The sequence below is a fragment of the Synechococcus sp. WH 8016 genome (assembly GCF_000230675.1).
Classification (GTDB): Bacteria; Cyanobacteriota; Cyanobacteriia; order PCC-6307; family Cyanobiaceae; genus Synechococcus_C.
Genome location: NZ_AGIK01000003.1, coordinates 206,659 through 225,805, shown reverse-complemented (window position 1 = coordinate 225,805; position 19,147 = coordinate 206,659). Strand labels below are relative to the sequence as shown.

Genomic DNA, 19,147 nt, shown 5'->3' with positions numbered 1-19,147 from the left:
GTGGAGGAGTCTTTAAGTCTCGTTGGCAGGACAGCCACCAGCCGTGCTCAACGAGGGCGTCAAGGTCAAGGTCAAGGTCTAGGCCAAGGTCAACCTCGGCGTCGGCGTCTTCGTTTGGGCGACAGCGGACGCTTGATCGGCAGTTTTGGCATGGGGTCCCCGTCTTGAATCAGATGCAACCAAGCGCTTGCCTCAAGACCAATCAACCCGATCAAAATGGCGTTTGATGATTCCTTCCATGCCTGTTGCAGCCAGCTTCGCCATTGTTCTGGCGAAGGCGTTCCCCAACGGCTGCCTAGCCAGCTGATCGCCGCTACGAGGAGGCTGAGATAGGCGAGCCGAATCGCCGTTCCTAGAAATGGACTGTGCGATAGCACCGAGCGGTGATGGATCAGGCGTTGGTAGGGCCACCACAGCCAGCGCAGCACACCCCAGCGTTGATAGGGCCTGGAATTGATATCGAGATCAGGGGAAAGAAAGAGGCCGCCGAATAAAAAGGCCGCGGCACTGCCGGCGGCACCACTGATCCCTAGCCATGGCCACCAGATGGCCCCGTAGATCAGAGCGAGGACACAGGTGGCGCGATCGTGCTTCCGGCCGGAAGCCATGTTTTAGAAACAGTGTTGGACGTAGCCTGCCACCTTCAGGCAGAATCCCTGTCTAAGGGCGATTAGCTCAGCGGTAGAGCGCCTGCCTTACAAGCAGGATGTCCCTGGTTCGAAACCTGGATCGCCCATCTCAGCTCACCTTCAAAAGTCCGTGTTTGCTGCGGCGCGACCCGGCTAGCGCTGCACTCCATGGCGCATGGCCATGGGCCGAGACATGGGATTTGCTTTGAGTAGAAATGACTACCAATTGAATCTTGATGGTTCTTTACATTCGATTGGAACGACTGCTTCGCCATGGGTTTGCCTCTCCACTTCCAATTCGAGAAGCTTCGGCTTCAGGGGGCTATCCAACAGGCCAGCGATATGGATGAGCTTAAAGAAGTAGCTGGACAGCTTTTAGACCTTTACTTCATGCAAAAGGCTGCTACAGCACGCGTCATTTCTGAAAAATAACGAGTTATCCCATGTCCCAGGATCATTCCGAAGAAATCGTCGCGACTGTCCACTTAAGCCGAGAAGCGTTGCGATTGGCGTACAAAACCACTTGCGATGCGCTGCGCAATTGGCCTGGCGGTGATCCCCTCGAACAACAGTTTTTAGCAGAAAGCAAAGATCAGCTTTTCCGTTGTTTGCTTGAACAGTCGTTTGAACTTGAGGCTGGATGAGTTTTGTCGCTAGTGACTTGTTCGGATATGGGTTTGCTCGTGAAGTATTTGTCTAAATGTGTGCAGTAAAACTAGATAAGAGCTCCATCCATCAAGGCGAGCAGCGTGTCCTGGATGATTGTCAAGCTGCTCGGATTTATCTTATTGATTTGCTTAGCCTGAATGTTCAGCACCCCTTTGGTTTTGGCTTTTAGGTTATTGAATACTTTAGTTGTCTGTGCCGCAACATAGTCCAGAAAAAGATCCATGCAGTGGGTGGTCAGGGTGTTGTCGCCCCTCGGCGTAATAAAGTTTTTCCATGAGGAGATTTGGTTTTGCTCCCATCGTTGCCTGTGCTGGAGTAGCCATCAGAGTAATAGCGGCAAGGGCGGATAATAGTTTCATAGTTTTCATCCAATGAATTGATCTTTGTGAACCTTGTTAAAGGCCGATCGCATGCAATAAGTTCTCGCCCGTGATCATTTCTGTGACGACGGCAGCAACGAAGCCAAGCATTGCCAAGCGTCCATTGAGCTTTTCTGCACGCTCATGGAAGCCCCAACCAGCATCGGCGGCCGCATAGTCCATTGGTGGCTCTTTGGCATACACATTGTCGTGACCTTCGCCATCTTTGGTGACGAGGCCCATTGGGGTACGGAGGATTGTTGTGGTCATCGATGTCTCCAAGTGGGACCAGGTCGGTCTAGATCTGCTCCCCTACGCCTGGAAGGGGGGCAGCCGTATCGGAAGGTTCGGTTTGAGGACCTGACTATTTCGTCTTGGCGTGAGTATTGAACGGTCTGTTTTTGCTTTGAGCGTGCGCCATGCTCTTAGACCTCCTTTATGGACTTCCTTCACTCATGTATTGAGTTGCGTTAGTCAGGTGTTTGAAGGACAGCTGTAATGCTGTGGGGCCTTTGCATGAGTTCTTCGTTGAACTCCATTGCTAAATGTTGTGCCTCCATTGCATCTGAGGCATAGACATTGTCTTCATGAGTCGATCCGAATGAATCTCGATATCGAATGGCGTAGCGTTTATAGGGTTGCTGAATGGACATAAAAGTTGCGCTGAGCTTGATCAGATGTGAATGAAGTGTGTCCTGCCTGCAGTGAAGGCGGCAGGACACGTTGAAGGACGACGTCAGTGGTGTGTTGTGATTAACCAGCAATCGCTGAAATGCTGTAAGGAGCCTCAGGAAAACTGGTTGGCATTGGGTCAAGTTTGCCTTGGGCTAATGCTTTGGCGCGTTGATACATTTGGCTCGATGTTGCACCTGATGCCTCCATGGCTTTGGCAACAACGTCCCAATTACGAATTTCAGTGGACATTTGAATTCAATTCAGAACCCACAAATAATCGCTAGTTGATCGCGTGTGGCGTGACAGTGAAATCCCCCCATCGCCCGAACACGCGTTTGCGCTGAGCTGTCGATACAGTCTTTTCAAAAAATGGTTTGTCGTTGACCACTGCCACGTGGCTCTGTGTGCATCGCTTGCATGTACAGCATTTCTTCTTCACTCTGATTTCTTTTGACTTGCGCTTTGCTCGCTCGCTCGATAGGTAAAAATTGCAAAGATTGGCTGACATCCAGGCAGTCAGGAGCCATGATTGAGCTTTAGGGTGCAAATTGATGCTAAAAGTTGAACATGTGGCAATTGCATGCTTTGCCGCATTGCAATCTTTTTCTTTTGCTGGCCTGCCTGTGAGTGCGGCGCAAAATTGTGGCCCTAATCGGCACTGGGTTCAGACGGGAGCGGGATACGGCTCTGGATATTGCAAACCCAAAAACAGGAGGGACCATCAAGTTTGTGCAATCGGCTATCACTACGAAGGTCGTGGTGTTTGTAAGCGCAATGGAGACTGGTGGCAAGGACGTAGGCCAATTAACTGGGGGCCTCGCTATGAACCTCAGAAACCAGAAGGTGGCGTCTCATTCAATGGTCCTAATGGTGGGAAGATTCAAGTGAAATGGTGAGATCTCTTTGGTCTTAAATGGGTTGCTGTAATTTGTCTTTCCCCCGTGTCATGCGGGGTTTTTTATGGTTTGTGCCTTGGTTTTGCTTACGCTGATTTCTTTTGTTTAGGCAGTGATTTTGTGGCGATAGGTGATTTAGTGAAATGCAATTCGCGGACATGGATTCGCTCAGATGCCATTTGTTTTTGTTCCGTAAGCGATGAAACGATTTCTTGTTGGATTGTTTCTTCTGGCTGCGGGATTGGTCATGATCAAGCTTGATCCTTGGGGAGCAGCTCATGTCAAAAGCACGCGATCTGATTAATGCCCATCTATATCCAGTGCTGGCTACATTCTCTGTGATTTATTTCTCGATCCAAATCGCTCCGATTGCAAATCAGGCTCGATATTTTGACCATTGTGTGGATGAAGTCATTCAGGAAGCCAAAGGTAGTTTTGCTCAGAAACGGGCCTTTGCCGTCAACCGCTGCAGTGGAAGTTGATCCGTGTGTGCAGGCTGATTAAGGCTGATTGTGTTGGCACTCAGAGCAAATGCCGAAGAATTCCAAGGTGTGGAACAACATCTTGAAGCCAGACTGTTCTTCGGGTGTGATGGAGACTCCGTGAATTGGGCAGTGATCCAAAGCCTTCGTGCTTCCACAGTCCACACACGTGAGGTGATGGCGGTCCTGTTCAACCGGGGCATAGAGGGCCTCTCCAGTCGGTAGATGGCGGCAGCGCACGAGACCCTGCTGCTGTAGTTGCCTGAGGTTCCTGTACACCGTGGCGAGTCCCATGGAACTGGTCCCGCTCTCTAAGAGCCGATGAAGCTGTTGCCCGCTCATTTCGTCACCACAGTGACGCAAGGCTTCGAGCAGGCTTTGTTGTCGATTTCGGCTTGCGGACGGCTGGGTCTTCATGGTGATTCAGACCTTGCTCATTGTGGATTGAATCATGTCTTCGCTGGTCGTCCAAAGACGCTCGCGTTGTTGGGGGTCTCTGGCCGTACGGGCCACAGGCTGACGTGTTGGCATTCCACGCATGGAGGCAAACCCACCTGGTCCGAAATGCTCTCCACCCTTAGCGCTGCTTGCTGTTGCTGCATGCAATTGGGGCAGTGCGCCCATCGCGGCACTTTGGAATAAGGGATCCATGAGCCGGTAGGCCAAGGACTCTTGCCAGGCACCGGTCGCGGCAATGGAGACTGGTTGAAGATTGGTACGGGCCAGGCCTGGATGGGCGGCGAGAGAGATCACGGTGCTGTTTTGCTGCTGAAGCCGCTGGTTGAGCTCGAGCGCAAACATCACATTGGCCAATTTGCTTTGGCCGTAGGCACTCCATCGGTCGTAGCGCTGCTCACCTTGCAGATCTGACCACTGCATTTTGCCGAAATATTGAGCGCCAGAGGTCACCGTGACCACACGCGCATCAGAGCGGCCTTCCATCAGGGGAAGAAGCCTTTGGGTGAGAGCCATGTGCCCAAGATGGTTCACAGCAAACTGCATCTCGAAGCCTTGGACGCTCAACCGTCGTGGGGGTGCCATCAGGCCCGCGTTGTTGATCAACAGGTCCAGGCGTCCGTATCGCTCTTGGACAACGTTGGCGCAACGTTCAACACTGTTGAGATCGGATAAATCAAGATCCAACAGGTCAACGCCCGTTCTGCCGAGATCCAGCAAGTCACGGCGTGCCGCTTCGCTTTTGCGTTGGCTGCGGCATGCCATGAGCACGGTGGCACCTTTTTGTAAAAGCGCACGCGTGGTTTCTAAGCCCAGGCCGCTGTTGGCCCCGGTGACGAGGGCCACGCGTCCAGTTTGGTCTGGGATGTCCTTCAGGGTCCAGCCCATGGAGCAGGCGTCAGAGAGCGTCCAGTCTCGCTGTTGGAATCAGTCTTCGGGGAACAGCAAGTCCGCTAGTTCGTCGGCATCCACGTCGTAGACACGGGCAAGGGACGTTTCGATCGCGCTCGTTACTTCGCCTGGGAGGAATCTCATGGCGTTGAGGGCGTCTTCGGCGATCTCGTCTGTCAGGAGCTGGTCATCGCCTTCGAGCTTCTCGTCATTGATGACGGCCATCACCCAGCTCTGATAGGCGTACACCAGATCCGAGAATTCGAGTTCGGGATCGTTGAGATCCAGGGTCATGGTCCGAGCCGGTCGTTGGCGTTCCTAGTTTGACCTCCAGGGGGGAAGATGTCTTGCAGCAGATGTTCGGTATGAGCCTTCCGGATCCTGATCAACTGCAGGGAACCCTTGTGGACTTCGCTCTTTTGGAGCTGATTCGACAGCACCGTCTCAGTTTTCAACCGCTGTGGACTGTGGACAGTTGGGCCAAATTGATGATCTGGCTTGCCTTGAATTGCGGACTTTCTGGTGATGCAGACAGTTTTGAGCATTTCGCTCAGGCGCTAGGCGAACGGATCACCACGCGGATGCGCCGCACGTTTTTTGAGCGAGAGCTGGGCGATCTTGAGTTGCATGTCTTGGCGGATCCAGCTGATTCTCAAGTGCTGTTGCTGTCTCAGGCCCCGCAGGACCCTGCGGTTTTGGCTCCGGAGTGCTTGACCCGTGCCTTGAAGCGGGTTGATTTGTTGGAGCTTGTGAGTGCCGATCGCAGTCAGTGGCAAGCCCTCGATGGCGTTGTTGCGATTCCTTGGAAACGTCTTGAAGCCTGATGACTACTGACTTGATCGCTCGGTATCGCAACGCCGGTTTTGAAGCGGTGGCGGATGGTGCCATGGCCTTTTTTGATCGCCGCAGGGATCTGCAGCGGGCTGGGGTGGCCTTTGGACCTGGAGGTGCTGATGAGGAACCGGCCAAGGTGTCAACGGATATCAGCTTGGTTGCGATTGATCGCAGTGATCCAGACGCCGTCGGATTGTCGGAGGTGATCTTGCGCGGCGTTGCTGCTGGTTTAGAGCGCTATCTGCAAGAAAGACCTCTGTTCCGTTCGGTTTGCCCTGATCAAGAGTTGTTTGTCATGCCGATCTTCAACTTGCAGCGGTATGCGCCTGGAGAAGGTTTTAAGCAGTGGCATTGCGATTGGACGATCAGCGATGAAGCGACTGAGCCCGTGCATCGCGTGCTGGCTTGGATTCTTTATTGCGACACGGTGGAAGAAGCAGGCACGGAATTCCATTGGCAGAACCATCACGAACCTGCCGAGCGCGGGAAGTTAGTGATTTTCCCTGCGGGTCCATCGCATATTCATCGGGGCAGGGTGAATCCGGATCTCAGTAAAACGATTGCCACGGGCTGGATCAATGCTGGTTCGTATCAGGGTTTTATGCAACGCCTAGCATATGAGGAATGCATTGATTCACTCTCCATTTAGAGGATAGGCTGCTTGAAAGGCTTTTTGGTAGAATCACTATTAACCATCTAATCTTGATGTTTTTGATTGTCATTGATGCTTTGAGATGAGACGCGTTTTGCTGTCCAAGGCTGCTTCGAAGTTAAAGTATCGTGCAGGTCATCAATTTGAGAGGAAGAGGCGGATTAGGGCAGTTCTAGATATTGCTCTTCAAGTGGTGATGTTGTGTTGCTTAAAAGTAGTAATTCATGAATTGGGCTTTGAGCTGATTGGAGTTAGTCAATTGTTTTCGGCAACGGTTGCGTCAACAGTTTTTCTTTTGGGTTTTTTGCTTACTGGAGTTTTGGCAGACTTTAAGGAGGCTGAAAAAATACCGTCTGGCTTGGCTGCAAGTCTGGAGTCTCTGAGTTTGGAGGTCTTGGCAATTCCTGTGTATCAGCCTGGTGCTCAAGTGGAAGAGCATGCTATGGAAATTGCTTGCTTTGGCTCTAGTCTTGTATGTTGGCTGAGGGATGGAAGTAGTTATCTCGATTTAATGAGTGATTATCATAAGTTGCATCAATGTGTTGTGCATGCGGCGAGTTTGTTTAAGGGGGACGTGTCAAGTCTTCGTGGGCGCTTAATGCTTGGTATGGACCAAATCTTGGGGCTTGTGAAGCGTGTCAAGGTGATTCGAGGTACCAGTTTTGTACCTCTTGCCTACTGGATGGCTTATTTCGGGACAGCGCTGATGCTGTGCGGATTGGTCTTTGCAAAGTCTGAAAGTCTCTTTGATTCAGTGTTTTTCATCGCGATCATTGCTTTTCTTGTTTTACTCGTTTTACGTCTGATTGCTGATATCGATAATCCGTTCGCTTTGTCGGATCCGCGATCAGTTGAAAATGTTTCTTTAGACGTGCTTGAGGACACTGTGAGTGTCCTGCAGGCGAGTTGTTTGGGTCGAGGTGTCTAACTAAAAAATGTTTAGTTTGCGCTGACGGCTGATTTAATTCTTCACGAATGCCAGTTTTTCATTGTCCACAGCAACTCACCGGCATCCCAGCTGCAGAGATCGAAGTTGTGGATCGCGGTTGCATCGGGTGCATCGAGCAAGCGTTGGGCGTAATGCTTCACCAGTGCCGCAGGGTCGATCTCAACCCCTGCCTGGGCGGCCACTTCGCTCACGGCACTAGCGGTGGTGGCCATCCGCAGGCCCCTTTTCAGATCGTCATTTTGGGCCACAGCTTCGAGCATCTGCTCGATTGCAGCGCTGAGATCGTTAAAAGTGGAGTCCATGGATTCTCGGCATTGACGCCGTTTGATCATCGCTGTCAAGCCGCCTGAAAACGTCTTTTGCGACCATGAATGGCGTGTATGGGCTCTACCCGTGTCGGATCTGGCGAAGACCTATGACCCGGTTGGTACGGAAGCCAGATGGCAGAAGGCCTGGGAGGACGAGGGGGCCTTTCATCCCGATCCTGCGGCTGAGGGCGAACCGTTTGCGGTGGTGATCCCTCCGCCCAATGTCACCGGCAGCCTGCACATGGGGCATGCCTTCAACACCGCTCTGATCGATACGATCGTCCGCTATCAACGGTTGGCCGGCAAAAATGTGCTTTGCCTGCCTGGCACGGATCACGCTTCGATCGCCGTCCAGACCATTCTTGAGAAGCAGCTGAAGGAGGAGGGCAAAACGCGCCATGACCTTGGGCGTGAGGCCTTTTTGGAGCGGGCTTGGACGTGGAAAGCGGATAGTGGCGGGCGCATCGTTGATCAGTTGCGCAGGCTGGGGTATTCCGTCGACTGGAAGCGACAACGCTTCACGTTGGATGAAGGCCTGAGCGAGGCGGTGAAAGAGGCCTTTGTTCGGTTGCATGAGCAGGGCCTGATTTACCGAGGCGAGTATCTGGTGAATTGGTGCCCCGCTTCGGGCTCCGCGGTGAGTGATCTGGAGGTTGAGATGAAGGAGGTGGATGGCCATCTCTGGCATTTCCGCTATCCGCTCAGCAGTGGTGAGGGACATCTCGAAGTGGCCACCACCCGGCCAGAAACCATGCTCGGTGATACGGCGGTGGCGGTGAACCCCAGCGATGAGCGCTATGCCCATTTGGTTGGTCAAACCCTTGATCTGCCTTTTACCGGCCGTCAGATCCCGATCGTTGCCGACGATCACGTGGAGAAGGAGTTTGGGACTGGCTGCGTCAAGGTCACACCAGCTCATGACCCCAATGACTTTGCGATCGGGCAGCGTCACGGACTGGCTCAGATCACGGTGATGCGCAAGAACGGCACGATGAATGCCGAGGCGGGTCGCTTCGAAGGGATGGATCGCTTTGAGGCGCGCAAGGCTGTGGTGGCAGCCCTGGATCAGGAGGGTTTGTTGGTCAAGGTGGAGGACTATCGGCATACGGTTCCCCACTCCGATCGGGGCAAGGTGCCTGTGGAGCCTCTGCTCTCTACCCAGTGGTTTGTGAACACGGAGCCCCTTGCGGCGCGCTGTCGTGAGGCCCTTGCGAAACAGGATCCTCGCTTCATCCCTGAGCGCTGGGAGAAGGTCTATCGCGACTGGCTCACGGATATTCGCGATTGGTGCATTAGCCGTCAGCTGTGGTGGGGCCATCGCATCCCCGCCTGGTTTGTGATTAGTGAGACCGGCGGCCGATACACCGACACCACTCCTTATGTCGTGGCGCGGAACGAGGCGGATGCGCTGGCCCAAGCCCAAGAAAAGTTTGGTGCTAGTGCACAGATTGAGCAGGACGAGGATGTGCTCGACACCTGGTTTTCCAGTGGTCTTTGGCCGTTCTCAACCTTGGGGTGGCCCGATGCGAATGCCGCTGATTTTCAGCGCTGGTATCCCACCAGCACGTTGATCACGGGTTTCGACATCATCTTTTTCTGGGTGGCCCGGATGACGATGATGGCGGGCGCCTTCACGGGTGAGATGCCGTTTAAGGACGTTTATATCCATGGGCTGGTGCGGGACGAGCAGAACCGCAAGATGAGCAAAAGTGCCGGCAACGGCATCGACCCACTGCTCTTGATTGAGCGCTACGGCACCGATGCCTTGCGCTTCGCCTTGGTGCGGGAAGTGGCGGGGGCTGGTCAGGACATCCGCCTGGATTACGACCGCAAGAAGGACACGTCTGCCACGGTGGAGGCGTCGCGCAACTTCGCCAACAAACTCTGGAATGCCACCCGGTTTGCCCTGATGAATCTGGGTGGGGCCACACCCGCGCAGCTTGGTGAACCTGATCCGTCTGCGTTGCAGCTCGCCGACCGTTGGATTCTGTCGCGGTTGGCGCGCGTGAATCAGGAAACGGTAGCGCGATACAGCAGTTATGCCCTTGGTGAAGCCTCTAAAGGCTTGTATGAGTTTGCTTGGAATGATGTTTGCGACTGGTACTTGGAGTTGAGCAAGCGCAGGCTCAATCCCGGCGACAGTCCTGCGGCGGAAGCATTGGCGGATCAGCTCACCGCTCAGCAGGTGCTGGCCAAGGTGATCAGCCAAATGCATTTAATGTTGCATCCGTTGATGCCTCACCTCACGGAGGAGCTTTGGCACAGCGTCACCGGTGAACCAGAGACCACTTTCCTGGCGCTTCAGCCCTGGCCTGTCTTAGATCAAGCCGCGCTGGATGATGGGCTTGAGGCCTCCTTCGCTGAACTGATTGCTGCGATCCGTGTGGTGCGCAACTTGCGAGCGGTTGCCGGCTTGAAGCCATCGCAATCCGTGCCCGTGCGTTTTGTGACGGGCCGCCCAGAGCTGATGGCGGTGCTGGAACAAGGGACGGCTGAAATCACGGCTTTGACCCGCGCCGATTCGGTTGCTGTGATGACGCCTGCTCAGGCCGATGCTGCGCCGGTGGCGAAAGCACTCGCTGGTGTGAGCGGTGAGTTGCAAGTGTTGCTGCCCATCGAAGGCCTTGTTGATCTGGAAGCGCTTCAGGGCCGTCTTGAAAAAGATATTGCCAAAGCGGAGAAGGAGATCAAGGGACTAGCCGGACGCCTCAGCAATCCAAACTTCGCCGATAAGGCTCCGCCAGAGGTGGTGGCTGAATGCAAGGCAAAGCTTGCTGAAGCGGAGGCTCAGGCTGCCCTGGCACGCACACGGTTGGCGGATCTGGATTGATTTGTGGTCGTCAGGATGCGGGGAATAACTGCTCTGGTTTCAGGTTGGGTGCTGGATAAAGGGTGGTGCAGTCGAAAGCAAAGTCGGCATTGTTTGCCTTCACGATGTTTGCAATTTCCAGAAAAATCTCCTGCTGGATGTCTAAGTAGTCCTGCCAAACGGTGGTTTTAGTAAAACAGTAAACTTGAAGATTGAGTGATGAGCTTTCCCATGCGTTGAAGTGAACCAAGATGATTTGATCATTGTCAATGGCGTTGTGGTTTTTTAGAAGTGCGCGTACTTGTTTGGTGATGGTATCCATTGCAGGGATGTCTTCATAGCGCAAGCCAATATTTGCCAGGATCCTGCGGTTATACATTTGCCCAGGATTGACGATGCTGTTTGTGGCGAATACTGCGTTGGGGATATACATCGGTCGTCGCTCAAATGTCCGTAGACGTGTGTGATACCAGCCGATATGTTCAACCGTTCCTTCCAGGCCGTCCGTGCTGATCCAGTCGCCTTCCTTAAAGGGGCGGTTAAAGAACAACATGAAGCCGGAAAAGAAGTTTTGGGAGATGTTTTGAGTTCCGAAGGCCAGGCCGACTCCTGCACCGCCGCCCAAGGCCGCGAGGGCTGTGGCAGGAACGCCGTAAGCGATCATCAACGCACCAGCACCAATCACGAGAATCAAGATCGTGAAGATCCGCCCGATAAAGCTGATGGCCATTGCCCGATCTTTCGGGTCGTCCATATGGAGCCATCGCTCAAACCGCCTGGTTTCCATGACGGCATGGCCCAATCGGTGCAACGCCCACATGACGGCGAGGATCGTGATGGTGGCGGAGAGTTTTAAAGCGTTGCTGCCGTCCAGCCATGCAACGTTGTTGGCGATGAGACGTCCTAGCCAGCCCAAATACAGAGAAGCGCTGAGACCTAACAGCAATGGCTGTCGGATCGCTTTGGCGATCAGGCCTCCAAGATGTTGTCCTCTCCGCTCTATGAGGCCAAGGACAAGCCAAAGCAGCAGGAGAACGAGAGTGCCAACCATCACCCCAGTGTTGGAGTGGATTACGTCCAAGTCCTGAACGATTCGTTCCTTCATTGCCTCATTGTGTAGACCTGTCTCTTGCAGTCTGCCTTCTGTTTTGAATTCGATCAGGCCGAATGTTGAGGCTTCTCAAATTTCATTGATTTGGTATGCCATAGCGTTCGCTATATCTGCGAGTGACTGATGGTTCTGTTGTGATCGAGGTTCAGGGCCTCAGCAAGACTTACCGAGTTGCTGATAAGCAACCGGGTTTGGGTGGAACCTTGCAGCACTTCATGCGCCGGCGTCACCGTGACGTTCAAGCCGTGAGCGACGTCTGTTTCAGCATTGCTGCGGGAGAGATGGTGGGATTTCTTGGTGCCAATGGCGCCGGGAAAACCACCACTTTGAAAATGTTGTGTGGGTTGATCTACCCCAGTGCTGGTCAGGTGGTCGTTGCAGGTCATCAGCCGCAAAAGCGTCATCCTGATTTTCTGCGTCGGATCACTCTGGTGATGGGCCAGAAGCAGCAGTTGTTGTGGGATCTGCCGCCGATGGATTCCTTGAGGGTGAATGCTGCTGTTTATGGCATTAGTGATCGGGATGCCAAGCGCCGCATTTCCGAGCTGTCGGATTTATTGGAGTTGGGAGAGGAGCTCACGCGTCCCGTTCGCAAGCTGTCGTTGGGCCAGCGCATGAAAGCTGAGCTTCTCGCTGCCTTGCTTCACCAGCCGGATGTTTTGTTTCTTGATGAGCCCACCCTTGGTCTGGATGTGAATGCGCAGTCGAGAGTGCGGCAGTTTTTGGCTGATTACAACCAAAAAACCGGTGCCACTGTGCTGCTCACGAGCCATTACATGGCCGATATCACGGCCCTTTGTCCGCGTGTGTTGTTGATTCATCAGGGGCATTTGTTCCATGACGGCCCGCTTGATCGCTTGGCGGCTCGGCTCGCACCCGAGCGTCATGTTCGTTTGGAACTTGCTTCACCCGTTGGGGCTGAGGCGTTTGCTGGTCTTGGCCGGCTCGATCGTTGCTGCGACTGCGAAGTGAACTTGCGTGTGCAGCCCCATGAGCTCACGGCTGTGGTGGCTCAGTTGTTGGAACGCTTTGAGGTCCGTGATCTTGAGGTGAATGATCCCCCGATCGACCAGCTGATTGGTGATTTGTTTCGCCAGGGAAGCTTGTAATGCGGATTTTTGGACTCAATCGCAAGATTATTCGGGTTTTGTTAGGCACGGAATACGCCCATATGTTGGAATATCGCGCCGAAATTGCTCTTTGGGCTCTTTCCGGTGTTCTTCCTTTCATCATGCTCAGCCTTTGGAATGGCAGCGATGCTCGTGGAGCGTTGGGGATGGATGGAGTGGGCCTTGATCGTTATTTCTTGAGCGCCTTTTTAGTGCGCCAGTTTTCAGTGGTTTGGATGATTTATGCCTTTGAAGAGGATGCTCTCTCTGGGAGATTGTCTCCTTATCTTCTTCAGCCACTCCATCCGCTCTGGCGTTATGTGGCGAGTCATCTTGGCGAGCAGCTCACGCGTTTGCCTTTTGCTGCGGCCATCACCGCGATTTTCTTCTTGATACAGCCCAAGGCCGTTTGGTTGCCATCCTTGGGTCACTTTGTGCTGGCTTGGTTGGCCACATGGATGGCCTTCTCGATTGCTTTTCTGATGCAAAGCCTGATTGCTTCTCTTTGCTTTTGGAGTGAGAAGGCCAGTGCTCTTGAGCGCTTGTTGTTCATCCCTTTTCTGTTCTTGTCTGGGCTGCTGGCTCCTCTTACCGCTTTTCCACCCCTGGTTCGCAGGTTGGCCCAGTGGACGCCGTTCCCCTATCTGATTGACTTTCCGGCGCGTGTCTTAGCGGAACAGCCTGTGGACTTGTTGGCTGGATTTGCGATTCAATTGGCTTGGATTGTGTTGCTTTTGCCGCTGGTCCTGCTGCTTTGGCGCGCTGGGGTTCGGCGTTACAGCGCGATGGGGGCCTGAATGGGGCGTTATTTCAAAAGTCTGCGGCGATTTTGGGGAACGGCAGTGGCTTCGCAGTTGGAGTATCAACTCAACATTGTGATTGAGCTCGTTGCCGTTGGCTTGAGTTTGCTTGGCAGCCTGTTCATGCTGTCTCTTTTTTTTGGACCAGGACGGGCTTTGGGTGGGTGGAGCTGGCACGAAGCCTTAATTGTTCAGGGTTTTTATACGGTTCTCGATGGGATGGCCAGCACCTGGTTACGCCCCAACCTCTCGTCGATCGTGACCCATGTACGCGAAGGCACGCTGGATTTTGTGCTGCTAAAGCCGATTGATAGTCAGTTCTGGTTGTCACTGCGGACCATCTCGCCAGCCGGGTTGCCGGAGATTGTTCTGGGGTTGTTCTTGGTGATTTGGGGCGGACATCAGGCTGGTGCTTCCTTGTCGGCGGGAGGCATTGCACTGGTGTTGTTGATGCTCTTGGCTGGTGGACTGATTCTGTATTCGCTTTGGTTTCTGATTGCAGCGACCAGTATTTGGTTTGTGAAAACCTGGAATGCAACGGAGGTTTTGCGAGCTGTGTTGGCGTCAGGCCGCTATCCGGTAGCGGCCTATCCAGCTCCTTTGCGTTTGTTGTTTACCTTGGTGATTCCGGTGGCCTTTCTGACAACAGTTCCGGCTGAAGTTGTGCTGGGCCGAGCAAGTGCATCCATGCTGTGGCTGGGATTAGGCCTTGCTGTGGGGTTCTTCGTCGCTGCCCGTCAATTCTGGTTGTATGCCTTGCGGCATTACACCTCCGCTTCCAGCTGAGTGCAGGCTTTGTTGAAGGCTTGGTGGCCACTCCATTGGGTAGACCTGACGTTGTGGGAAAGGAATGGTGATTTCTTTCTGTTCAAATTGCTTCCAGATTGTTCGGCGTATATCACTGCCAACTTCAAATGCATCGAGGGGGTTGGAAACCCAAAAGAGAACCTTGTAATTAATCGAAGACTCTGCAAAGTCGATTACAAATGCATTAACTGGTGGGTATTCTAAAACTTTTTTGTGCTCTTTCGCAATTGTTTTTAATAGCTCAACGATGATATCTGGATCGTGCTCATAGGCGGCACCAACCACTACGCTGTCACGTCTGGATGTTTCTGTTGCGGTGAAGGATGTGGCCTCTTGCGTGAAGAAGTTCTGATTCGGGATTAATAGTTCAGCTCCATCGCGTCCACGCCTTAGTTGAGTGGCCCTCAGCCCCAGTTTGCGCACCGTGCAGGGGTCGCCGTTGATCATCAAAATTTCTCCGGGGCGTACTGACCCTTCAAACAGCAGCCAGATGCTGCTGATGAAATTGGAGATGATTTCTTTCACTCCAAAGCCGATTCCAACCGACAGTCCACCGGCGATGGCAATGAATGCTGTGCCGTCGATGCCGATGAAGTAAGCCACTCCGATGATGCCAATGATGATCACGCTGTAGCGGAACAGGAGCTCTAATCCCCGTCTGTTTCTGGGGCGGACTCCAAACAGCACCCCACTAAGCCATGCCAGAAACGTTGCAGGCCTCGAGGAAAGCGTCATGATGACGTAGATGGCAATGATTGCCACGTAAATTCTTCCCAGCGTTAGTTCAACACCAAATAAATTTGCGACGGGAGTTTGCGCCAAGTTTTCTGTGCTTCCCATCAGTCTGATGAAAGACATGGTGGCGACAATGACGTAGACGGGTCTTAAAAATGTGCTTTCTAATTCGTCAACTGGAAATTTCTTGTTGATCCTTAAAAGCAGTGCCTTTAGGGGTGTAAATAGCATCCAGCCCAGCCAGAGAAGTCCGAAATAGCGCAGTAATCCCCATGGCAAGCCCACCAGGAGGAAAAGGACTGCACTCATTAAGAGGAGAATGGGCCCGATCAGCACTCGGATGTGTTCGGGAAGCAGCCTGTGCTCCACTCTCCGTCGAAGGGCCCCGCGTTTCTCCGCGACCATCACAAGGCCAACCAACAGCAGTTGGAGAAGAACGGTGCCGCGGTTGAGATAGGCGAGCCAGCTCAAGAGTTCGTTGGCAATGGCCCCGGGGCCGATCGTGATGAGGTACGACATGGAAAGAGTCATCGCTTCGATTTGATCTGGGTTTCAAGTTCAGAGGCTGCTTTCTCAGGAGATAATCCATCGAAAATCAACTGATTGAGTGTTGATTGAATCTCTTTCTCTAATCTCGGTCGGGCGTCGATTGCGGAGACAATCGCGTCTCCCCGGGTTATCCGTTTGTTTTCATCTGCAGTGAATGCCTTGAACCCTTGAGGTAACTGTTTGCTGACGATCAGTGCCGCGGCTGGATTGACTGGATAGCCCGTTCGGTATTTGAGGGCATAGGTTTTTGGGCCCAGGGTTGCACCATGAAATTCAGCAAGTTCAGACTTGCGGCCCGTTGACGTTTGCTTGAATTTTTGCCAAGTGCCCAGACCTGCAAGCGTGTGATCGGTGTTGCACGACCAAAGTCTCCATTGGGCAACGGGGCGATGCCGAGATGCTCTTTGAGCTCTTCACGGAGTTGCGGTAGCTGGGAACTCCAACAGCTGATCCAATGCATGTCGCCTTGGATGAGCGCCTTTCGAAGGGCGGCTTGATTTGGTAAAAACACAATATTTTGCTGATAGCTGGAGGCCTTGAGCCAACGCATCCATTCAGTGAGTCGTGCATGGGCCGCCACAGTGGCTTTCTTGCCTGCTAACGAAGTGGCTAACGCTTCTCCAGCCCCGAAACTGCCGAGGCTCCAGTAAAGATCTTGGAGGTTGGTGACCATTCCAAAAATCGTGCCTTTGCCACTGGCCTCGGACAGCTCCTTGAGGGTTGTTGGTGCTTTTTTGAGCTTGCGTTTATCGAAGCAAGCCAGCTGGAGATACTGCGAGATCGGTTGTCCCGCTAAAGATCCGCTGGCTGTTTTAACGCGCTCTAGGGCTGCAGGATTAATCAAGTTCTGACGCTCTTTCGTCAGCTGGATCGGCTCGGTTAGGCCCAAGGCCAAAAGGTTCAAGGCTTGATTGCTATCTGCAATCACGAGGTCTGGTCCTAGGCCGCTATTGGTTTGAACTTTCAACTCCTTCTCGAGAGACTCCTCGGGATAAATCGAAGGATGCAGCTTGATCCCAGGCTGCATTTCTTTTAATTGCTGTTGAAAATCTTTGCTGATCTTCCGCTCTGCTTCAAAACGATCGGGGGAGCGTTGTTCGTTTTCATTGCTTGCTTGAGCCACCTTCAACACGATCGACCTTCGGCCATCGGTCATGCCGCAGCCCCCGAGCAAGGCTGTGCATAGCAGGAGAGCGATGGGGTACCTGTTCCTCCTGATCGGGGCACAAAGGCGGTTTGCTTCCATCCCTCTTGAACAGTTGTTCAATCTTTAGCGCAAAAGTGGGTTTGATCCCTGTTGGCGCCAAAACCACCAGCATGGATTGGTGGCCTCGGATGGTGTGGAACACATGATTGAGGGAATGTCCTGGTTTGAGCCATTGATGCTGTGGCTGCGCTCTCCTTTGGGTGGACTGGTCTTTATCCCGCTCTATGCGGTTTGGGTGACGCTGTTGCTTCCAGGGGTATGGGCTTCGATGTTGGCTGGAGCTCTTTATGGCACCTGGTGGGGCAGCCTGATTGTGTTTGTGGGGGCCTGTCTCGGCGCAGAGGCCGCGTTCCTGCTCGGCCGATATTGGTTGCGAAATTGGACGAGCCAGCGTTTGACGCACTATCCAAAGCTTCAAGCTGTAGAGAGGGCCGTCAGCCGAGAAGGGCTCAAGCTTGTGCTGTTGACGCGTCTATCTCCAGCGTTTCCGTTCTCGTTGCTGAATTTGGTTTATGGCCTAAGTGAGGTGAGCTTGCGTGATTACAGCATCGGTTTAATTGGCATTCTCCCAGGCACGATTTTGTTTTGCGCCTTGGGTGCGCTGGCCGGTGATGCGGCTCGTTTTGGTGAGGTGCTTGCTGGAGAAGCCTCAGCACAGGCTTGGATCTTGAGAGTGGTAGGCGTTTTGGCCACAGTCGCCGTTGTTTGGGTGGTTGGCCGCGCAGCGCAGCGCGCTCTGGCAGATGAACAAACCAACTTTTCTTAAAACACGATTGAATCGCGTATCAATTGCTTCTCAGCAGGGAATTATGGGTTGAAGTGTAAAATTGCTGGTTTGATTCTTTGCCTAGGAATGATAAGGCAGGTGTCGATAAAGAAATGATCTCTTTGATGACTTTAACTCTTTTGATGTTGATCCGCCTGCGGGAGCGAGAGCTTCAGTCTGGGTTCGGAACTTGAAGGTCCCGCACGGCAGCAATCAGCACAAACCATCCCAGACGAAGCTTTGCTGTCATGCCGTTGCGAGAGGCTAAGTCGACATACTTGGCTCTACCACACTCTGTTTTGATCCAGCGGAAGGCTTGGGGTGAGTTCATGATTTCTTGCCTTCGGTGAAGTTGTATTTGAAGATTTGATTTGGAATAACACTAATATTAACTCGGATTTCGTCTACGCCGTAATCCTCCCTTGCTCTTGTGATGATGCGCTGGTGGAGTTCGTCGATGACCTTTTGTGTGATCAGCCCTTCTTGGGCATTGAGGACAAGCTCAATGGTGGCATTGCTTTTAGCAACGCGAACATTGCTGTAGAGCAGTTTTACTTTTTTCCAGAGATATGGATTCTTCTCGGTCATTTCAAATTGCTTCACTCGCCCCGCTTTAAAGGTGGCAAATTGAGCGTCAATGTTTTGGCGAATGCTGAAGTCTTGGAGTGATGATGCTAGGGGAATGCACAGCAGGCCAAGGAGTCCTAACCAAACCAGTAAGTTGCGCCAGCTGCGGCGAATGGAGCCATAGCGCTGCAGCAAGAACACCATCAAGCTGGCCACGGTGATGCCAATTAGGTTGGCCAGGAAGAGTAAAAAAGAACCTTCTGAGATCTGATTGCTGAGTCCAGCAACGCTTCCCCGACCGAACACCGCAATGACTTCTGAGCCCATGCTCAGTCCGATCCCGCACACGCATAGCGGTGGCACCAGGGCCACCGCTATGGCAACCCCTGCAATCGAATTGGATAACCGATCACGGGTCAATGTGAATGATCCGGCGATGGCTGCAGCTACTGCAATGCCGAGGTCGATCAGGTTGGGTGCGGTTCGGCTGTAGATCTCTCGATTCACCTCACTGGCATCAAGGATCCAGCCAAACAGCGTTGCCGTGCCAATCACAGTGAGAACGCCAATGATTACCGTGATGGCGGAGCGTTTCACCAATCGCCCGTCAGAAATCGCCAGGCCAAAGGCCAGGCTCAGGATTGGATCCATCAACGGGGCAACGATCATGGCGCCGATCACCACCGCGGTGCTGTTGGAGATCAATCCGAGCGTTGCAATCACCGCTGAACAGATCAGCAGCAAAAAGAAACCCAAGGTTGGTCTTGAAGAAGCAATGCGACTTTTGTAGAGGTCGTTCCTGGGGACCTGCGTCTCCAGGTTCAGCCTCCACTCACCAGAGAGGCTCCCAACAAGATTCTGAAAAAGGCTTGGCATGCCTGGTTGGG

27 protein-coding genes and 1 tRNA gene are annotated in these 19,147 nt (G+C 53.1%); 14 read left to right on the top strand and 14 right to left on the bottom strand.

Annotated features, from left to right (window positions below; translation table 11 throughout):
- Positions 1-89 precede the first annotated feature (89 nt).
- Positions 90-608, bottom strand: coding sequence for a metal-binding protein (locus SYN8016DRAFT_RS09645; protein WP_006854201.1), 519 nt, complete (start codon positions 606-608; stop codon positions 90-92).
- A gap of 56 nt (positions 609-664) precedes the next feature.
- On the opposite strand from SYN8016DRAFT_RS09645, the gene SYN8016DRAFT_RS09640 reads away from it, so the two are divergent.
- The 3 genes from SYN8016DRAFT_RS09640 to SYN8016DRAFT_RS09635 all read left to right on the top strand — a co-directional run bounded on the left by SYN8016DRAFT_RS09640 (position 665) and on the right by SYN8016DRAFT_RS09635 (position 1,273).
- Positions 665-736: transfer RNA gene (locus SYN8016DRAFT_RS09640), tRNA-Val, on the top strand.
- Between the two features lie 166 nt (positions 737-902).
- Positions 903-1,061 carry a hypothetical protein gene (locus SYN8016DRAFT_RS15560; RefSeq protein WP_006854200.1) on the top strand — a complete coding sequence of 53 codons (159 nt, stop codon included), beginning with the start codon at positions 903-905 and terminating at the stop codon, positions 1,059-1,061.
- Between the two features lie 11 nt (positions 1,062-1,072).
- Positions 1,073-1,273 (top strand): hypothetical protein, encoded by a 201-nt coding sequence (locus tag SYN8016DRAFT_RS09635; RefSeq protein WP_006854199.1) that lies wholly within the window; start codon positions 1,073-1,075, stop codon positions 1,271-1,273.
- A 71-nt stretch (positions 1,274-1,344) separates the two neighbouring features.
- Here SYN8016DRAFT_RS09635 and SYN8016DRAFT_RS15385 read toward each other — a convergent pair whose 3' ends face one another.
- The 4 genes from SYN8016DRAFT_RS15385 to SYN8016DRAFT_RS15380 all read right to left on the bottom strand — a co-directional run bounded on the left by SYN8016DRAFT_RS15385 (position 1,345) and on the right by SYN8016DRAFT_RS15380 (position 2,859).
- The gene (locus SYN8016DRAFT_RS15385) at positions 1,345-1,521 is read right to left on the bottom strand and encodes a hypothetical protein (RefSeq protein ID WP_006854198.1); all 177 of its coding nucleotides are present in this window, start codon (positions 1,519-1,521) and stop codon (positions 1,345-1,347) included.
- 172 nt (positions 1,522-1,693) lie between these two features.
- On the bottom strand, positions 1,694-1,927 hold the full coding sequence (locus tag SYN8016DRAFT_RS09630; protein WP_006854196.1) for a chlorophyll a/b-binding protein: 234 nt from the start codon (positions 1,925-1,927) through the stop codon (positions 1,694-1,696).
- A 483-nt stretch (positions 1,928-2,410) separates the two neighbouring features.
- On the bottom strand, positions 2,411-2,581 hold the full coding sequence (locus SYN8016DRAFT_RS15555; protein WP_006854194.1) for a hypothetical protein: 171 nt from the start codon (positions 2,579-2,581) through the stop codon (positions 2,411-2,413).
- A gap of 113 nt (positions 2,582-2,694) precedes the next feature.
- Positions 2,695-2,859, bottom strand: coding sequence for a hypothetical protein (locus SYN8016DRAFT_RS15380; protein WP_006854193.1), 165 nt, complete (start codon positions 2,857-2,859; stop codon positions 2,695-2,697).
- 647 nt (positions 2,860-3,506) lie between these two features.
- On the opposite strand from SYN8016DRAFT_RS15380, the gene SYN8016DRAFT_RS09615 reads away from it, so the two are divergent.
- The gene (locus SYN8016DRAFT_RS09615; RefSeq protein WP_006854191.1) at positions 3,507-3,710 is read left to right on the top strand and encodes a hypothetical protein; all 204 of its coding nucleotides are present in this window, start codon (positions 3,507-3,509) and stop codon (positions 3,708-3,710) included.
- Between the two features lie 18 nt (positions 3,711-3,728).
- Here SYN8016DRAFT_RS09615 and SYN8016DRAFT_RS09610 read toward each other — a convergent pair whose 3' ends face one another.
- Genes SYN8016DRAFT_RS09610 through SYN8016DRAFT_RS09600 form a run of 3 tightly spaced genes read right to left on the bottom strand, consistent with a single transcriptional unit; the run spans position 3,729 to position 5,351 of the window.
- Positions 3,729-4,127: a transcriptional repressor gene (locus tag SYN8016DRAFT_RS09610; RefSeq protein WP_006854190.1), complete on the bottom strand. Its 399-nt coding sequence runs from the start codon at positions 4,125-4,127 to the stop codon at positions 3,729-3,731.
- 6 nt (positions 4,128-4,133) lie between these two features.
- On the bottom strand, positions 4,134-5,054 hold the full coding sequence (locus tag SYN8016DRAFT_RS09605; protein ID WP_006854189.1) for an oxidoreductase: 921 nt from the start codon (positions 5,052-5,054) through the stop codon (positions 4,134-4,136).
- Positions 5,055-5,093: 39 nt separating this feature from the next.
- On the bottom strand, positions 5,094-5,351 hold the full coding sequence (locus SYN8016DRAFT_RS09600; RefSeq protein ID WP_006854188.1) for a hypothetical protein: 258 nt from the start codon (positions 5,349-5,351) through the stop codon (positions 5,094-5,096).
- Between the two features lie 62 nt (positions 5,352-5,413).
- Between SYN8016DRAFT_RS09600 and SYN8016DRAFT_RS09595 the strand changes: the two genes are divergently transcribed.
- The 3 genes from SYN8016DRAFT_RS09595 to SYN8016DRAFT_RS09585 all read left to right on the top strand — a co-directional run bounded on the left by SYN8016DRAFT_RS09595 (position 5,414) and on the right by SYN8016DRAFT_RS09585 (position 7,471).
- Complete coding sequence (locus SYN8016DRAFT_RS09595; protein ID WP_006854187.1) at positions 5,414-5,881, top strand: hypothetical protein; 468 nt, start codon at positions 5,414-5,416, stop codon at positions 5,879-5,881.
- Complete coding sequence (locus SYN8016DRAFT_RS09590; protein ID WP_006854186.1) at positions 5,881-6,540, top strand: 2OG-Fe(II) oxygenase; 660 nt, start codon at positions 5,881-5,883, stop codon at positions 6,538-6,540. The genes SYN8016DRAFT_RS09595 and SYN8016DRAFT_RS09590 overlap by 1 nt, the downstream gene beginning before the upstream one ends.
- Before the next feature lie 85 nt (positions 6,541-6,625).
- Positions 6,626-7,471: a hypothetical protein gene (locus tag SYN8016DRAFT_RS09585; protein WP_006854185.1), complete on the top strand. Its 846-nt coding sequence runs from the start codon at positions 6,626-6,628 to the stop codon at positions 7,469-7,471.
- 41 nt (positions 7,472-7,512) lie between these two features.
- On the opposite strand, the gene SYN8016DRAFT_RS09580 is transcribed toward SYN8016DRAFT_RS09585, so the two are convergent.
- Complete coding sequence (locus tag SYN8016DRAFT_RS09580; RefSeq protein ID WP_216725589.1) at positions 7,513-7,794, bottom strand: hypothetical protein; 282 nt, start codon at positions 7,792-7,794, stop codon at positions 7,513-7,515.
- 91 nt (positions 7,795-7,885) lie between these two features.
- Here SYN8016DRAFT_RS09580 and SYN8016DRAFT_RS09575 point away from each other — a divergent pair, with 91 nt between their 5' ends.
- Entirely contained in the window at positions 7,886-10,630 is a 2,745-nt protein-coding gene (locus SYN8016DRAFT_RS09575; protein WP_006854183.1) for a valine--tRNA ligase, read from the top strand.
- Positions 10,631-10,640: 10 nt separating this feature from the next.
- Here the strand turns inward: SYN8016DRAFT_RS09575 and SYN8016DRAFT_RS09570 are convergent, their stop codons facing one another.
- On the bottom strand, positions 10,641-11,525 hold the full coding sequence (locus SYN8016DRAFT_RS09570) for a mechanosensitive ion channel family protein (protein WP_253909853.1): 885 nt from the start codon (positions 11,523-11,525) through the stop codon (positions 10,641-10,643).
- Positions 11,526-11,591: 66 nt separating this feature from the next.
- Here SYN8016DRAFT_RS09570 and SYN8016DRAFT_RS15840 point away from each other — a divergent pair, with 66 nt between their 5' ends.
- The 4 genes from SYN8016DRAFT_RS15840 (at position 11,592) to SYN8016DRAFT_RS09555 (ending at position 14,415) form a co-directional block, all read left to right on the top strand.
- Positions 11,592-11,729, top strand: a complete 138-nt coding sequence (locus SYN8016DRAFT_RS15840; RefSeq protein WP_253909852.1) for a hypothetical protein — start codon at positions 11,592-11,594, stop codon at positions 11,727-11,729.
- 125 nt (positions 11,730-11,854) lie between these two features.
- Positions 11,855-12,829 carry an ATP-binding cassette domain-containing protein gene (locus SYN8016DRAFT_RS09565; protein WP_038014372.1) on the top strand — a complete coding sequence of 325 codons (975 nt, stop codon included), beginning with the start codon at positions 11,855-11,857 and terminating at the stop codon, positions 12,827-12,829.
- Positions 12,829-13,626: an ABC-2 family transporter protein gene (locus tag SYN8016DRAFT_RS09560; RefSeq protein ID WP_006854180.1), complete on the top strand. Its 798-nt coding sequence runs from the start codon at positions 12,829-12,831 to the stop codon at positions 13,624-13,626. The genes SYN8016DRAFT_RS09565 and SYN8016DRAFT_RS09560 overlap by 1 nt, the downstream gene beginning before the upstream one ends.
- Positions 13,627-14,415, top strand: coding sequence for an ABC transporter permease (locus SYN8016DRAFT_RS09555; RefSeq protein ID WP_006854179.1), 789 nt, complete (start codon positions 13,627-13,629; stop codon positions 14,413-14,415).
- Here the strand turns inward: SYN8016DRAFT_RS09555 and SYN8016DRAFT_RS09550 are convergent.
- The gene (locus tag SYN8016DRAFT_RS09550) at positions 14,332-15,642 is read right to left on the bottom strand and encodes a mechanosensitive ion channel family protein (RefSeq protein ID WP_371212445.1); all 1,311 of its coding nucleotides are present in this window, start codon (positions 15,640-15,642) and stop codon (positions 14,332-14,334) included. The two genes, SYN8016DRAFT_RS09555 and SYN8016DRAFT_RS09550, sit on opposite strands and share 84 nt — an antisense overlap.
- On the opposite strand from SYN8016DRAFT_RS09550, the gene SYN8016DRAFT_RS15835 reads away from it, so the two are divergent.
- Positions 15,532-15,774: a hypothetical protein gene (locus SYN8016DRAFT_RS15835; protein ID WP_253909850.1), complete on the top strand. Its 243-nt coding sequence runs from the start codon at positions 15,532-15,534 to the stop codon at positions 15,772-15,774. The genes SYN8016DRAFT_RS09550 and SYN8016DRAFT_RS15835 overlap by 111 nt on opposite strands.
- A gap of 136 nt (positions 15,775-15,910) precedes the next feature.
- Here the strand turns inward: SYN8016DRAFT_RS15835 and SYN8016DRAFT_RS09545 are convergent, their stop codons facing one another.
- Positions 15,911-16,876, bottom strand: coding sequence for an ABC transporter substrate-binding protein (locus SYN8016DRAFT_RS09545; RefSeq protein ID WP_006854177.1), 966 nt, complete (start codon positions 16,874-16,876; stop codon positions 15,911-15,913).
- Positions 16,877-17,081: 205 nt separating this feature from the next.
- On the opposite strand from SYN8016DRAFT_RS09545, the gene SYN8016DRAFT_RS09540 reads away from it, so the two are divergent.
- Positions 17,082-17,693, top strand: coding sequence for a TVP38/TMEM64 family protein (locus SYN8016DRAFT_RS09540; protein WP_083825907.1), 612 nt, complete (start codon positions 17,082-17,084; stop codon positions 17,691-17,693).
- A 172-nt stretch (positions 17,694-17,865) separates the two neighbouring features.
- On the opposite strand, the gene SYN8016DRAFT_RS15550 is transcribed toward SYN8016DRAFT_RS09540, so the two are convergent.
- Positions 17,866-18,024, bottom strand: a complete 159-nt coding sequence (locus SYN8016DRAFT_RS15550) for a hypothetical protein (protein ID WP_006854174.1) — start codon at positions 18,022-18,024, stop codon at positions 17,866-17,868.
- Positions 18,021-19,136: a TIGR00341 family protein gene (locus SYN8016DRAFT_RS09535; RefSeq protein WP_006854173.1), complete on the bottom strand. Its 1,116-nt coding sequence runs from the start codon at positions 19,134-19,136 to the stop codon at positions 18,021-18,023. Before SYN8016DRAFT_RS09535 ends, SYN8016DRAFT_RS15550 begins: the two co-directional genes overlap by 4 nt.
- Between the last annotated feature and the right edge of the window lie 11 nt (positions 19,137-19,147).